Raw genomic sequence first — 13,045 nt, forward strand, 5'->3', positions numbered from 1 at the left:
AATCAGAGCACTCCGCCGATTGTTCCCTGCGCAGTTGCCGCGCCGGCAGTCGCCGGACTGCCAAAAGGCCCGCTTGCACATAGTGCACTTACTGTCACATCTCAGCAGCAATATAATGTCATTGAAATTAAACTTCAATGACATCTGAGGGTAAATGGCTTTTGCAGAGCTTTAACCCCTCGTGGATGACCTGAAAGGTATTGCGTAGAAAATTATATCGCCTTCTCTTGCTGTAAGATTCTTGCTCATCGACCCTCCACGATCTTTATCTCCTCCTCTGTCAGTCCATAGAGCTCATAGACCAGCTGATCGATCTGCCGATCTGTGGCCACGATCTGCCGCTGGAGGGCGGTCGTTTCGTGGGCGGTCTTGATTTCCGGTAGGCGCTTATTGAGGGTGAGCATTTGGTTAACAAGAGAAACAATTTTATCGTGCTTAATCTTATCATTGTGGTCAGATTTATTAATTGGCCGTATAGGCAGTTTAAGTACATCCTGCCTAAACCATCTAAGTCGTCCGCCTTTATCCGCATCGCCGAGAACAGCTGCGATCCGCCTATAATATGAAAACATAAGCTTAGAATTTAACAAAGCCAGTAGGTACAAATCATCCGTTGGGATAAAATATATCGTGTTGGCAAAATACAACCCGCTCGTGTCAAATGCAATTCGGCTTTCTTTCGCAATGTCGGGATAAACAATTTTAGGCTTTTCAAATTTACCATAATAATCACAGGCTCTCAACTCCCACCAGTAATCGCCTTTGTCTGCGCGCTTAGCGGCCTTAAGGGCAAAAGGCTCAAGATGCTTTGCTAACGAAGGATAATTATTTGAAAACCACTCCCATGGCGTATGAGCTTTATCTATGTGCTGATTTGTCCAACCTTTCGGAATCAATATTAGATATCGACCTCTACTATTAATAATATATTTTCGGACATCATCGCCAACTGCGAAAGGCTTAATAAATTCTGAAGCCTTTTTGTCTTCCGCTATCAATTTGTTTTTGGTAGCCTCGTCAATAACAAAGGCTTCAGTTAACCCTGTAAGAACTCCGCGCAAGATCATAACATTAGAGTAATGACTCAGTGGCACACCAATCTGATTCATTTTTTCAATAATTGACATTTCTTCCTGATTAGCGAGAGTCCAACTATCACCTGATATCGACTTGCTATCAAGATTAGCACCGACTAAATCTACTTCTTTCGTTAATGTTTCAAAATCAAGTCGCTTAATAGGGGCATAAGTAAACGCTTGTTCTTTCGACGGTCTATTCTGCGTCAAATATACAGCAGGAAATGTAGCCGCATTTTGAAATACAGGCAGTTCACCGAAATCGACAATTTTGATCAGGGTCGTTTTCGTTGCAAGAAAATCACGAAGTGGTTTGCCGTAGTTAGACCGCATAAATTTATTGGCACAGATCATTCCGTAAAGGCCATCCTTGCGCAATAGACAATGAGATTTCTCAATAAAGTAGACATACAGATCAGCTGTGCCGGCAAAAGTCGAAAACTTCTGTTTAGCATATGTTTTAAATTCTTCACCCAAGGTCTCTTGACGAACGTACGGCGGATTTCCAATCACTGCATCAAAGCCGCCCGCCTTCATAATCTCTGAAAATTCCTTTTCCCAGTCGAAGACGTTGATGCGCAGGCGTTCTTCGTCGTCCAGCAGGTTTTGCTGTTGATAAAAATCCGGCCCTATAAGCGAGTTGCCGCATTTAATGTTGTCGCCGAGATCGGGAAGGGCGCGTTGATGAAACAGACGAAGCTCTGCTTTAAGGGTCTGATCATTCTCGCCTTCGAGGACTTTAAGGAGAAGCGAAAGCTTTGTCACTTCCACTGCCTGGGAGTCTATATCCACCCCGTAGATATTGTTCAGGAGAATGCGCTTTTTCTCAGTTGTGGTGAGATGCCAGTTAGGCGTCCGTGGATCGGGCGAAGGGCCTTGGTAAATCGGCGGATGTTTTGCCTTGGCACATTTTTCAGGATCGTTTTCGATGTACCATTTCAGATGCCAGTCAAGGAGATATTGATAGGCTCCGAGAAGGAATGAGCCGGACCCGCAGGCCGGATCGAGTATCTTTAGTCTCTCAATTTCTTTCGGCTTCTTGCCCTCAACCAGCTTCCCAACCGTATTTTTGACGATGTAGTCAACGATGTACGTGGGAGTGTAATAGACGCCGCCAGCCTTTCTGAGCTCCGGTTTTTCTTCAACCTTTGCCTGATGTCCTGAGGTAAGGCGAATGACCTTGCCGAGCAACTGTTCATACACCTGGCCGAGGATATCTGCAGAGAGGACAGAGAACTCATATGGGCTCTCAGGGTAGTAAAGCCGTTTGATAATATCCTTAAGCGGCTTATCGTCAATGGTAATATTAAGAGTAAGATTGTCGGGCTCCTCGTGACGGTCCTTCTCGCGTTGAAAATGGAACAGGCCGGAGTTGTAGCGGTCATCAGCCTGAGTGAAGAGCTGCACAAGCCGTCTGTAGATGTTCGTGCCGTTAAGCTGCATCTGGAGCCTGCCATACTCTTCAATGCCCCGGTCTTCGCAGATCCTCAAAAAAACAATGCGGTCTATGGTGCGCTGCACCGCGAAGTTCAACTCGCGCTGGGAAAGGTCTGCATTGCGAAGCGCAATATTCCGGGCGAGCATGTCGCGCCAGTCTTCTATCTCGGAAAGAAAGGCGTTGTCAACCGTTGCGGTTCCCTTCTTGAGCTTCGAGGATTCTGAATACTTGTCAAAAGAGCCTTTGAGTAAGGCCTCCCGTGAAAAGATAGCGACGAGTTCATCCCATCTGGCCTGATAGTCTTTATACGTCAGGTAAAGCACCCTGCCGGTGGATGCCTTATCTGTTTGGGCCGGTTTTATGCGGCAGTCGTAGACAGCAAATTCCTCGAAATCCGTTAGGATGCTTAAGGGCAGCTTTGCGGACCAGGCATATCGCCTAAGTTGAAAGGCCGGGCTGACATCTTCTTTGAGGTTGATTGATGGCTTTTTTGCTTCGACGAAGAATTTCTTGACGCCCCCGACGCGGAAGCAGTAATCCGGGGCCTTTGTTGCGCCGCCGATCTTAAGCGCATCTTCGTGAATCACATCCTTGTACGCTTCGGCGTAGCCCTGTTTGTTGTCCACGTCCCAGCCCAGGGCACAAAAGAATGGATCGAGAAATTCGCGTCTGAGTTGTGTTTCGTTGTATTGGCCGGACAGATAGGACTCCCGGTTCCGCTCAAACCGTTCGATCAGATCAGAGATTTCTTTCGGCAGTTCCATCAGCTATCCTGACTTGTAAGCAGCCACTCCCACAGGGGAATGACATATAGCTTCCCGGCCTCTGTTGTTATTTCTTCCTTATGCTCCGATGTCACTATTGTCCCTTTTTTGAGAGAAAATCTTTTCATGGCTTCAACCAGTCCTCTTATTTCACGTTCCCTTGTGTCTGAGGATTCCATATCGTAGGTTACATTCAGAAGATGCTCTTTCCCTGCCGATGTGTAATAGAAGTCTACTTCATGTTTGCCTTTGAAATAGTAAATTTGTTCCGCTTTTCTCCTTAATTCCAGGAATACGATATTTTCAAAGATTCTTCCTCTGTCCATCGAAAAAGGATAATCCATGGCGGTCTTGAACCCCACATCAACACTGTATATCTTTCTCGGGTTCCTCCACTGCTCCCGCAGTGATTTTGCATATATCGGAACCGTAAACAAGGCGTAGGCGTCTTCAAGGTAGGAAATATACTCGTATACGGTATTACGGGAGATGCTTAGCCCTTCGGATTTAAAGGCATTATAGAGCTTGTTGAAGCTTACAAGCGTCGAAACATTGGTGTAGCAGAATTTGATCAGCCGCTTAAGGAGAAAGGTGTTCGAAATGCTATAACGCTCTATCACATCTCTGTACATGATGAGATCGATATATTCCTGAAGGGTCTTCATATAAACAGCCTGGTCGTAATTTACGATCTCCGGGAATCCCCCTCTTATCAGATACTCTGAAAAAGCATTTTTGATTTTCGCCTGCGCCCGTGATGAATGAAGTTCTTTTGAGATCCCTCTGAACGTCAGCAATTCACTGAAAGAAAGAGGGAAGACCTCATAGCTCAGGGTCCTTCCTCTGAGAGAAGTGGCGATCTCTTTGCTCAGCAGTTTCGCTGATGAACCGGTTATAACGATGGTGCAGTTTTCCGTATCATAAAGCCGCCTGACGAACTTCTCCCAATCCTGCACATTCTGGATCTCATCAAAGAAGAAATAGACCTTTTCATTCTTTTTATCAGGGTAGAGCTCGTAATATGCGTCAAGAAGGGTGGAGAGGTCTTTCAGTTCCAGAGGGAAAAGCCGGTCATCCTCGAAATTAATATAAACGATACTCTTTGTGTCTGTGGTCTTCCGGAGCTTATTGATTATTGAATATACGACGTGGGTCTTTCCGCTCCTGCGCACCCCGATTAAGGATATGATCTTGCCTGTGTCGAGAGGAATTTCCAGGTCCCTGTCGACAACGTAAGACAGGTCCTTTTCCTGAGAGTCCGCTATGAGTCTTTTAAAAATATCTTTTCGCACTATGTCCCTCTGATAAGGTTAAGTATAATCTAATTATTAACCTATGTAAAGGGTAAATTAGCCCTCATTTTATCCTTGCAGATACAATAGGGAGTTTGAGCAATAGACTCCACAGGGGGGTAAAATTTTGGCCACATGACCATTTCTTTACCCCCTGCCAGGATAAGATCGACCAAGAGGGTGAAAAATACGACATATGTCGGTTTTTTCACCCCCGTATGGAATCTCAGAAGTAAACAAGGGGGGGGGGGGGTGAAATTTTGGCCACGTGTCCATTTTTGCACCCCCCCCACTATCCTTTAGTGCGAGACAGATTATTTCTTAATCCCGCTGACCCGAAGTATTCTGACCGTCCGCCTGCTTATTTCTTTCTTCCTGAGCATGATGGGCGGCAGATTCTGATCAAGGGGTTGAATCAACAGATTATCGTAAGGGTAATAAATTCTACCGAGACATTTCTTTTCCGCTGACAGAAAAAGGACCAGATCGCCCTCCTCGACCTTCGCAGCCGGTTCGATTAAGATCAAATTCCCTTCTTCTATGACAGGTCGGATAGTGAGACCCGGTGTAACCTTGAGATAGAAGGCATTCTTGTCTGAGGAGAGGGAAGGTTCGAAGGTATCGGCCTTGCTGGCCGAGATGCCAAGGTCTTTCATGACATCAATATCTTTTATTCCTAATACGGGCACTGTTTTTGCCGAAACATAGGCTACTTCCTCTTCCCTCACCATAATGACAGGTTCCATGAGTTCAGTTAAGGAAATGCCGAGCCCATCGGCAAGTTTATTCATGGTCTCTCTCTTGAGGTTCTTCTGTCTCCCTGATTCTATCCTTGCTATGCTGGCCTGAGAGATGCCGCTCTTCTCACTGAGGTCAATCTGAGATAATCCGATCTGTTCTCTATAGTATTTCAAGCGTTTGCCGAGATTTTCCACATATCTTGTTTACACTGAAACGGCAGCTCTTCGCAATGTCACGTATGCATTATAAATTGACATGATATATACACGCCTGTATAATACATCAATTCCATCAGAAAAAGGAGGCATCCCATGCCGAATAAAAAGGGAACTCTGTATCTTTATGAGGCCATTGAACTCAGGAGCGAGTATGACCGCCATGTGGAACTGTTGGAGAGCCTCTTTGGCGGCGTATCCACAAAGAAGCGTCCGATTTTTCATGCCGATGACGAGGACAAGGATAAGGAACCGGCAGCTGACTTCAACCAGAAAGAGATCGAAAGCAGGCTCAAGAAACTGCAGACCAGAAGGGTCAAACTCAATCAGGAGATTCAAAAGACGAATTTTGACACGCAGATAGAACATGAGGGCACGAAAATATCCATTGCGGAGGCCCTGGAGATCAGAAAGAATCTACTTGGCGATATAAAGGCGGTTACAGGGCGGGTCGAGAAGTCTTCTTACAGGCGGGTGATCCATAAGGAAGGGAGGGATATAGTCCAGGAGCCACGCCACAGGTTCACTGATACATACAAAGAATATCAGGACAGCCTGCAGCATCTCAGAAATCTGGTTACCCGGATTCATGCGGCTAATCATTCTGCGATGGTGAATTATAAAGACGAATAGGACATGACAGAGACAGGGGAGCACGTGCGAAACTGCCGTGAGGCAGGTTAGCCCGAAGCCCGATAGCGCAACTCGGGGGTGGTGATACTATCTCTCCACCTTAAATAAGAATAGCGGTGGGCCTGATTAACCCTATACTTACGGTTTACAAATGACGGCTTACCCTTTACAGGTTTACAGCTTACTTATTACCTGTCGGCTCCGCGTCTCTGGCCTTTACGTATACAAAGGGGTAAAGTTTCCGCCATGTGGCGGTTTTTTTACCCCCAACCGAAATACAAGAAGAAAACAGGGGGTCAATTTTGGCCAGATGGCAAGAATTGCCCCCCCTGTCCACCGGGAACGCATGCTACTTTTGATGGAACACATTGATATCATAGTCCTTATAAACAGGGTTGACCACAATATCAGAAGAATCTCCGCTACACCTCGTTTCTTTTGCTGTTGCAGAATATAGAAGAATAATCGCTATCAACAGACTGAGACCAATATATTCGCAGATCTCGCATATCCTCCAGAGAGGTCCTCTGAATCCGGCCAAAGACCCGTAGATGCCGATTATGGCTGTGAGAAGAAAGACCATTATGAATACCACCGTTCCGTAGTATATGATGCCTATCCGCCACCTCTTCATATATGATTGTTAATGGATTTAACCACCAGGATGTCAAGGGGCCAGACTCAATAAAATTGAAATACTTTGGGAATTGCCAATGAAACTTATTTTGAGGGGGGGGGTATCATTTCCGCCACGTGGCCAAAATGATACCCCCCCTAATAGCTTCCAGTCTCTGCATCGCTTTTGGGAACAAGCAGCCAGTTTACGGCCTAAATTGGCCCCTGAGACTCTTGGGTAGCCTTTTGCACCTCGTCGGATACCGATATTTTGAAGTGTATAGCCTCTACAAGGCTTTTCGCAGTCCAGTACAAGGCCCGCCAGGAGCTTTGCTCATTCCTGTTACGTCTCTTTCTGCTTCGCACAGTCACATCTGTAGGAACTCTGAAGGAGAGCAGATGTTGTTCGTCCCTGATCTTCAGATTGAACTGGAGGGACAGGATCTTCTGCTCCCCGGCAAGCTGGACATTAGCTGCATTATACTTTTGAAGCAGTTTTCGTATATCCGCTTTCGATTTCTCAACAGCCACCAGTGTGTCACAGTAAGGCTTTCTCATCTTCATTCCTCCTGTTTATCCATCGTTTACCTAATATTACGGAACCGACCTCAGGAAAAAGCTGCATATGGCTTCTTGGAGAGGGGGGGTGACATTTTGGCCACATGTCCGAAATGTCACCCCCTCCTGAGTCGAGTTGCGACACGGTGTCGCAGTCAGTCATCCTTAACCCTCAGTCTGGCATTTTCTCCTGAAATCATAATGAGTTGCGTCTGCAGACCATGCCTGTAGAAATCATCCAGCAGGCCGAAGACAACATTGCCCTGCCCCGGGAAACTTCTTTGTGAACAGGCTTTCCGGAGGTTTTCAAGCCGTGTTTCGTTATTGCACATTATCAAAAGCAACCTCTTTGGGGCCTGCTCAGCGATTCGGCGGACCATTTTGGCGATCAATACCGTGCCGAGGTCAACCTCTATATTTATATCCATGCTTTCCTGACCCGTCTGAAGATTCACGCAGAGATCAGGAACAGGAGTCCGGTCACCCTTTTTGCGAAATTGCTTAAGTACGCTTGAGTCAGTAAAGCCGTAAATGCCGTGGGCCTCAGAAATATCCCTATGGATTGTCTGAAGCACAGCCGTGACATGCAGCTCATGTCTGACAAAAAAGGCTGTTGGCAGCCCGATTCGCATGCTCTCACCCGGACAGCCTGTTTCGGCCAGCGCATCAGCGCTCAACCGGGTCAGGGCATAAATAGTGAAGCTGCCGTGCCGTTTCCTGTATGCTTCTTTTCGCCTTGCAATGTAGCCTGCCCGATAGAGCATCGATAGCCGGCGGAGAAGTGCAGCCACGCTGATGTTATAATCAAACCCCTTGTTCAAAAGACGCAGCAGCATTTTGAAGTTGGAGACGCCAAGCGCCAGAGCTTTCAATATATCGATATCCCTGTTTGTCAGATTCATATTTCTCCCTTTAAGGCAATATTACCTGCCAGCCCTTGGACAAGCAGAAACAGATAGAGCTGGACTATGCCCGGATCAGATAACTTATTGATTCAACAGCCGTTTTCAGTCCCCTGTATGAATTCGAACCTGAATGGTCTCCTGAGGGGTAACCTGATGGATTGAATATATGAACCCGTCCTGATTGCGACACGGTGTCGCACCCTGAAATTTCGCGAAAGTAATATTTCTGCAGGAGACAATTTTACGCGGAGGCGATACATGGGCAAAGGTATTCGGGATCTTTTTTCAAAGAAGGGAGAGGAAGCCCTCCAGAAGATCCTGGGCTGTGATGAGACTGCTCCTCTTTGCAATGAGACACAACTTCGTAAAGCCGGCGAGGCGATTGTGCTGATTCCTGTTTCGTACATAGCGCCTAACCCCTTCCAGCCGCGAACACTGTTCGACGAGGAAAAGCTGTCTGCCCTTGCGGAATCTCTGAAGGATAGGGGAATGCTTCAGCCGGTCCTGCTGCGGCAAGTTATGACACCCTCCTGCCAGAAGTATGAACTTGTTGCCGGGGAGCGCAGGCTGAGGGCCGCAAAGATTGCAGGCCTGACCGATGTCCCTGCTGTTGTGAAGGAACTGGAAGATAAGGATATGAGGGTGCTCACCCTTGTAGAGAACCTGCAGCGGGAGGACTTGAATGTTGTAGAAAAGACGCTGTCAATAGGTTCATTGCATGAGGCGATCGGTGACTTGACAGCTACGGCCCGGGCATTGGCGCTATCGAAGAGAAGCATCGAAAGATATGTAAGAATCTATTCGGCCATAGGGGCATCTGAACTCCTCCTGACCGTCATCAAAAGAAATGCCCACCTTATAGATTTCAAGGATGCAGAGGCTCTTGCAGATATAGTACGGAACCTGGGACAAGAGGGGCTCGTCAGGTTCATAGCTGCAGTCAACAGTGATGGGATAAAGCGGGCAATAAAGAGTTTCAGAAATTCTCAAACTTCAAAACCAGGTCGCAATGCCAATAGTCAATCCGTCACCGGCGCAGTCAGAGAAACTGCAACACACATCCGGCTGCTCATGAGGTACGAAAAGGGGTCTGCACTCAAGGCAGGGGACAGGGACAGACTCAGGATCGTGTATGAAGATTTCGCAGCACGAATAGAAAAGTCGAAGAATACCCAACCATGAAGCTGCTGACAGTTAAGGACCTGGCATCGATTCTTAAAGCGAAGCCTTCCACCATATATTCCTGGGCAGAGCAGGGACTTATTCCGTGTTTCAAACTGAATGGTCTGCTGAGATTCTCAGAGGACGCGGTAATGTCCTGGATTACCGATTGTCAAAAGAAATCTGTGGAGGAGTATAATATCTACACAGGTAGAAGGCCCAGGAAGGGAGGACAGATATAATGGGCCTGTACAAAAGGAAAGGCAGCCAGTTTTACTGGGTGTCCTTCAAGCTGCCAAGTGGCAGAAAGATACTTGAAAGCACAAAAACGACTAACAAAAAGCTTGCGGAAAGGATTCACGCCAAGCGTCTTATGGACATTCAGGAAGGACGCTGGTTTGAGACCAACTACAAGAAGAAACCGCTGAAAGAGATGATCGAAAGATATCGGACCGAATATACCGACAGCAAAGGCTACTACCAGAAGGCGCGGGACAAATCCATTTTCAAGCACCTCTATGCCTATTTCGGGGAGGATGCCTCGCTTTCAAATGTGGAAGAGCGGGTCGGCGGTTACGAACATTATCGAAAGGCTGAGAGCGCTCAGACGGCAACAATCCTGAAAGAACTGGGACTGCTTAGAAGGATGTTCAACATAGCCCGCAAACAGTGGAAGTGGAAGATCGCCAATCCTGTCTCTGATATTGAGCTGCCAAAGGTGCGGAATGAGCGGGTTCGTTATTTGTCTGAAGATGAATACACAAACCTTCTTCAAGCGCTTGAAGCATCTGAGCAGAAATGGCTTAAGCCCCTGGTGATTATCGCAATGGATACAGGTCTGCGGCTTTCAAACATCTGCGATCTCAAGTGGTCTGAAGTAAATCTTTTCAGCAAAATGATCACCATGGACGCAGAGGCCATGAAGAACGACGACTATCTCGGCGTGCCCCTGACTGACAGGATCTTTCAGGTCTTCAAGGAATTGCGCAAGACGCAGAGTCTTTCAGGTTATGTCTTCCACGACAACGGGAAGAAGCTTTACGACCGGAAGGTGCAGAGGGCTTTCAGAGGAGCACTGAAAGAGGCCAAGATCGGTAACTTTCACTTCCACGATCTGAGACATACCTTTGCAAGCTATCTAAGGCAGAAAGGTGTGGATCTGCACGCCATATCAACGCTGCTCGGTCACAAAGATCTGAGGATGACGAAGAGGTATGCGCACCTTAATGTTGACAGTCTCAGGAGAGCGGTTTCAGTCCTTGAGGTAAAAACTGGTTACATTTTGGCTACAGTTGAAGGGGAGAGGGAGACTGTATGCTCCGTAACCCCTTGATTTTATTGGCGGTCCCAACGGGAATCGAACCCGTGTTTTAGCCTTGAGAGGGCCACGTCCTAGACCGCTAGACGATGGGACCATGATGGCTGGGGAGAGAGGATTCGAACCCCTATAAGCAGATCCAGAATCTGCCGTCTTGCCCTTGGACGACTCCCCAAATGAATAGATTTTATATCATAAAACAGGCTATTTTGTAAATGCTTGCGCTTTTGAATCGCCCTTTATTCTTTTGCGGTTACCTTATGTTCAAAGAGGGTCTTCACCTCATCCATAAGCTCATTAATATCCTTAAACTGCCGGTACACAGAGGCAAACCTCACATAGGCTACTTTGTCGAGTTCCTTAAGCGCTGCCATAATCTCCTCGCCGATAGAGGAACTCGGTATCTCCTTTTCGCCAAGCCCGATAAGCTTCTTCTCTATATTGTCAACGATCTCATCTATCTTTTCGATCTCAATAGGTCTTTTTTTACAGGCAATGAGCAGACCACTTCTGATCTTGTCAGCATTAAAAGACTCACGCCGACCGTCCTTCTTGATAACCATAGGGGCCAGCTCTTCAACCCGTTCATAGGAAGTAAAACGCTTGCCGCATTTCAGGCATTCACGCCTGCGGCGGATAGCATTGCCCTCCTTGCTTACGCGCGAGTCAATGACTTTGTCTTCCTGGCTCTCGCAAAAGGGGCACTTCATGAGAGGAACTCAGTTACGCCTAATGTAAACATTCATTACCGATAGATCGGAAACTTATTGCAGAGGACCTTCACCCGCTCGGCAAATGCCTGGATCTTCCCCGGGTCTGTGCAGTTTTCGATGACCGAGGAGATGATCTCAGCTATTTCGACCATCTCTGCCTTGCCCATACCACGGGTCGTAATACTCGGCGTGCCGAGCCTGATGCCGCTCGTCACAGCCGGCGGCCTCGTATCATAGGGGATGGCATTCTTGTTTACGGTTATGCCGGCTTTGTCAAGCGCATCTTCCGCATCCTTGCCTGTACTGTTCTTGTTCGTCAGATCAACGAGCATAAGATGGTTGTCCGTGCCGCCTGAGATGATGCTGAAGCCCCTCTTGATAAGCTCATCGGCAAGGGTCTTTGCATTTTCGACAACACGGCTCTGATATGCCGTGAAATCCTCGGTCATTGCCTCTTTAAATGCAACTGCCTTGGCCGCGATCACATGCACCAGCGGGCCTCCCTGAATGCCGGGAAAGATCACCTTGTCAACCGCCTTTGCATGCTCTGCCCTGCACATGATCATCCCGCCGCGCGGACCCCTGAGGGTCTTATGGGTTGTTGAGGTGACAAAGTCAGCATAAGGGACAGGTGAGGGATGTACCCCTGCAGCGATCAGGCCGGCGATATGGGCAATATCCGCCATCAGATAGGCACCGACTTCTTTTGCAATCTCAGAGAAGCCCTTGAAATCAAGGAGACGGGAATAGGCGCTTGCGCCGACAATGATCATGCGGGGCTTATGCTCCTGCGCAAGCGCCCTCACCTGATCAAGGTCAATGACGCCGTCCTTGTTCACCCCATAAGCAAAATTCTTGTACAGTGTGCCCGAGAAGCTGACTGAGGCGCCATGGGTAAGATGGCCACCATGGCTGAGACTCATGCCGAGTATCGTGTCTCCGGGCTTGATAGCTGCAAAATATACTGCCATGTTCGCCTGGGAGCCTGAATGAGGCTGCACATTCACATGCTCTGCACCGAAGATCTTCTTTGCCCGCTCGATTGCAAGAATTTCAACCGCATCGGCATATTCACAGCCGCCGTAATATCTTTTTGACGGGTATCCTTCAGCATACTTATTCGTAAAAATAGAGCCCTGTGCCTCAAGGACTGCCTGACTTGCATAGTTTTCTGATGCGATAAGCACGATCTTCTCATGCTCTCTGTTCTTTTCCTTTTCAATGGCATCAAAAACTTCGGGATCGCTGATCTTCAGGCTGTCATTTATCATCGCTGTTAATGGTTTCCTCTATCTTTTTGATTTTGTTCAATCGTCTCATATGCCTGTCGCCTTCAAAGGCAGTGCTGAGCCAGGTCCGAACGATCTCAGCAGCCAGGTCCTTTCCTATGATCCTGCCGCCCAAAACAAGGATGTTGGCATCATTGTGCAGGCGGCTCATCCGGGCACTGAACAGGTCATTACAGAGAGCTGCCCTGACATTAGGGAACTTGTTCGCTACCATGGACATGCCAAGACCCGTGCCGCAGATAAGGATACCTCTGTCTACCTCTTCAGAGGAGACCAGCTTCGAAACCTTTTCCCCGAAATCCGGGTAATCCACAGAGTCAGTGTTAA

General features: G+C 47.6%; 13 protein-coding genes and 2 tRNA genes. 4 read left to right on the forward strand and 11 right to left on the reverse strand.

Going from position 1 to position 13,045, the window contains the following annotated elements; translation table 11 throughout:
- Positions 1 to 245: 245 nt before the first annotated feature.
- The 3 genes from HZB31_00875 to HZB31_00885 form a co-directional block, all read right to left on the reverse strand.
- The gene (locus tag HZB31_00875; protein MBI5846507.1) at positions 246 to 3,278 is read right to left on the reverse strand and encodes an Eco57I restriction-modification methylase domain-containing protein; all 3,033 of its coding nucleotides are present in this window, start codon (positions 3,276 to 3,278) and stop codon (positions 246 to 248) included.
- Entirely contained in the window at positions 3,278 to 4,570 is a 1,293-nt protein-coding gene (locus HZB31_00880) for an ATP-binding protein (protein MBI5846508.1), read from the reverse strand. The genes HZB31_00875 and HZB31_00880 overlap by 1 nt, the downstream gene beginning before the upstream one ends.
- Before the next feature lie 314 nt (positions 4,571 to 4,884).
- On the reverse strand, positions 4,885 to 5,505 hold the full coding sequence (locus tag HZB31_00885; protein MBI5846509.1) for a helix-turn-helix domain-containing protein: 621 nt from the start codon (positions 5,503 to 5,505) through the stop codon (positions 4,885 to 4,887).
- A 117-nt stretch (positions 5,506 to 5,622) separates the two neighbouring features.
- Here HZB31_00885 and HZB31_00890 point away from each other — a divergent pair, with 117 nt between their 5' ends.
- Positions 5,623 to 6,159 carry a hypothetical protein gene (locus HZB31_00890; GenBank protein ID MBI5846510.1) on the forward strand — a complete coding sequence of 179 codons (537 nt, stop codon included), beginning with the start codon at positions 5,623 to 5,625 and terminating at the stop codon, positions 6,157 to 6,159.
- Positions 6,160 to 6,508: 349 nt separating this feature from the next.
- Here HZB31_00890 and HZB31_00895 read toward each other — a convergent pair whose 3' ends face one another.
- From HZB31_00895 to HZB31_00905, 3 genes are all read right to left on the reverse strand, one after another.
- Complete coding sequence (locus tag HZB31_00895) at positions 6,509 to 6,742, reverse strand: hypothetical protein (GenBank protein ID MBI5846511.1); 234 nt, start codon at positions 6,740 to 6,742, stop codon at positions 6,509 to 6,511.
- A gap of 245 nt (positions 6,743 to 6,987) precedes the next feature.
- Positions 6,988 to 7,338 carry a hypothetical protein gene (locus tag HZB31_00900; GenBank protein ID MBI5846512.1) on the reverse strand — a complete coding sequence of 117 codons (351 nt, stop codon included), beginning with the start codon at positions 7,336 to 7,338 and terminating at the stop codon, positions 6,988 to 6,990.
- Positions 7,339 to 7,487: 149 nt separating this feature from the next.
- Positions 7,488 to 8,234, reverse strand: a complete 747-nt coding sequence (locus tag HZB31_00905) for a replication-relaxation family protein (GenBank protein MBI5846513.1) — start codon at positions 8,232 to 8,234, stop codon at positions 7,488 to 7,490.
- Between the two features lie 261 nt (positions 8,235 to 8,495).
- Between HZB31_00905 and HZB31_00910 the strand changes: the two genes are divergently transcribed.
- Genes HZB31_00910 through HZB31_00920 form a run of 3 tightly spaced genes read left to right on the forward strand, consistent with a single transcriptional unit; the run spans position 8,496 to position 10,731 of the window.
- Complete coding sequence (locus HZB31_00910; GenBank protein ID MBI5846514.1) at positions 8,496 to 9,419, forward strand: ParB/RepB/Spo0J family partition protein; 924 nt, start codon at positions 8,496 to 8,498, stop codon at positions 9,417 to 9,419.
- The gene (locus HZB31_00915; protein ID MBI5846515.1) at positions 9,416 to 9,640 is read left to right on the forward strand and encodes a helix-turn-helix domain-containing protein; all 225 of its coding nucleotides are present in this window, start codon (positions 9,416 to 9,418) and stop codon (positions 9,638 to 9,640) included. Before HZB31_00910 ends, HZB31_00915 begins: the two co-directional genes overlap by 4 nt.
- Positions 9,640 to 10,731: a site-specific integrase gene (locus HZB31_00920; protein MBI5846516.1), complete on the forward strand. Its 1,092-nt coding sequence runs from the start codon at positions 9,640 to 9,642 to the stop codon at positions 10,729 to 10,731. Before HZB31_00915 ends, HZB31_00920 begins: the two co-directional genes overlap by 1 nt.
- Positions 10,732 to 10,737: 6 nt before the next feature.
- On the opposite strand, the gene HZB31_00925 is transcribed toward HZB31_00920, so the two are convergent.
- The 5 genes from HZB31_00925 to rpiB form a co-directional block, all read right to left on the reverse strand.
- A tRNA-Glu gene (locus HZB31_00925) sits at positions 10,738 to 10,813 on the reverse strand.
- Positions 10,814 to 10,817: 4 nt separating this feature from the next.
- A tRNA-Gln gene (locus HZB31_00930) sits at positions 10,818 to 10,891 on the reverse strand.
- 64 nt (positions 10,892 to 10,955) lie between these two features.
- Positions 10,956 to 11,426 (reverse strand): transcriptional repressor NrdR, encoded by a 471-nt coding sequence (nrdR, locus tag HZB31_00935; protein ID MBI5846517.1) that lies wholly within the window; start codon positions 11,424 to 11,426, stop codon positions 10,956 to 10,958.
- Between the two features lie 35 nt (positions 11,427 to 11,461).
- Positions 11,462 to 12,700 (reverse strand): serine hydroxymethyltransferase, encoded by a 1,239-nt coding sequence (locus HZB31_00940; GenBank protein ID MBI5846518.1) that lies wholly within the window; start codon positions 12,698 to 12,700, stop codon positions 11,462 to 11,464.
- A partial coding sequence (gene rpiB, locus HZB31_00945) for a ribose 5-phosphate isomerase B (protein MBI5846519.1) occupies positions 12,690 to 13,045 on the reverse strand: 356 nt, incomplete at its 5' end. The genes rpiB and HZB31_00940, both read right to left, overlap by 11 nt.

It is taken from the genome of Nitrospirota bacterium (genome assembly GCA_016235245.1).
In the GTDB taxonomy this organism is placed as follows: Bacteria; Nitrospirota; Thermodesulfovibrionia; order Thermodesulfovibrionales; family UBA6898; genus UBA6898.

Coding starts and splice junctions, on each gene's coding strand:
- HZB31_00875 (MBI5846507.1), bottom strand. CDS start 3,278: ATGGAACTGCCGAAAGAAATCTCTGATCTGATCGAACGGTTTGAGCGG.
- HZB31_00890 (MBI5846510.1), top strand. CDS start 5,623: ATGCCGAATAAAAAGGGAACTCTGTATCTTTATGAGGCCATTGAACTC.
- HZB31_00895 (MBI5846511.1), bottom strand. CDS start 6,742: ATGGTCTTTCTTCTCACAGCCATAATCGGCATCTACGGGTCTTTGGCC.
- HZB31_00900 (MBI5846512.1), bottom strand. CDS start 7,338: ATGAAGATGAGAAAGCCTTACTGTGACACACTGGTGGCTGTTGAGAAA.
- HZB31_00905 (MBI5846513.1), bottom strand. CDS start 8,234: ATGAATCTGACAAACAGGGATATCGATATATTGAAAGCTCTGGCGCTT.
- HZB31_00910 (MBI5846514.1), top strand. CDS start 8,496: ATGGGCAAAGGTATTCGGGATCTTTTTTCAAAGAAGGGAGAGGAAGCC.
- HZB31_00915 (MBI5846515.1), top strand. CDS start 9,416: ATGAAGCTGCTGACAGTTAAGGACCTGGCATCGATTCTTAAAGCGAAG.
- HZB31_00920 (MBI5846516.1), top strand. CDS start 9,640: ATGGGCCTGTACAAAAGGAAAGGCAGCCAGTTTTACTGGGTGTCCTTC.
- nrdR (MBI5846517.1), bottom strand. CDS start 11,426: ATGAAGTGCCCCTTTTGCGAGAGCCAGGAAGACAAAGTCATTGACTCG.
- HZB31_00940 (MBI5846518.1), bottom strand. CDS start 12,700: ATGATAAATGACAGCCTGAAGATCAGCGATCCCGAAGTTTTTGATGCC.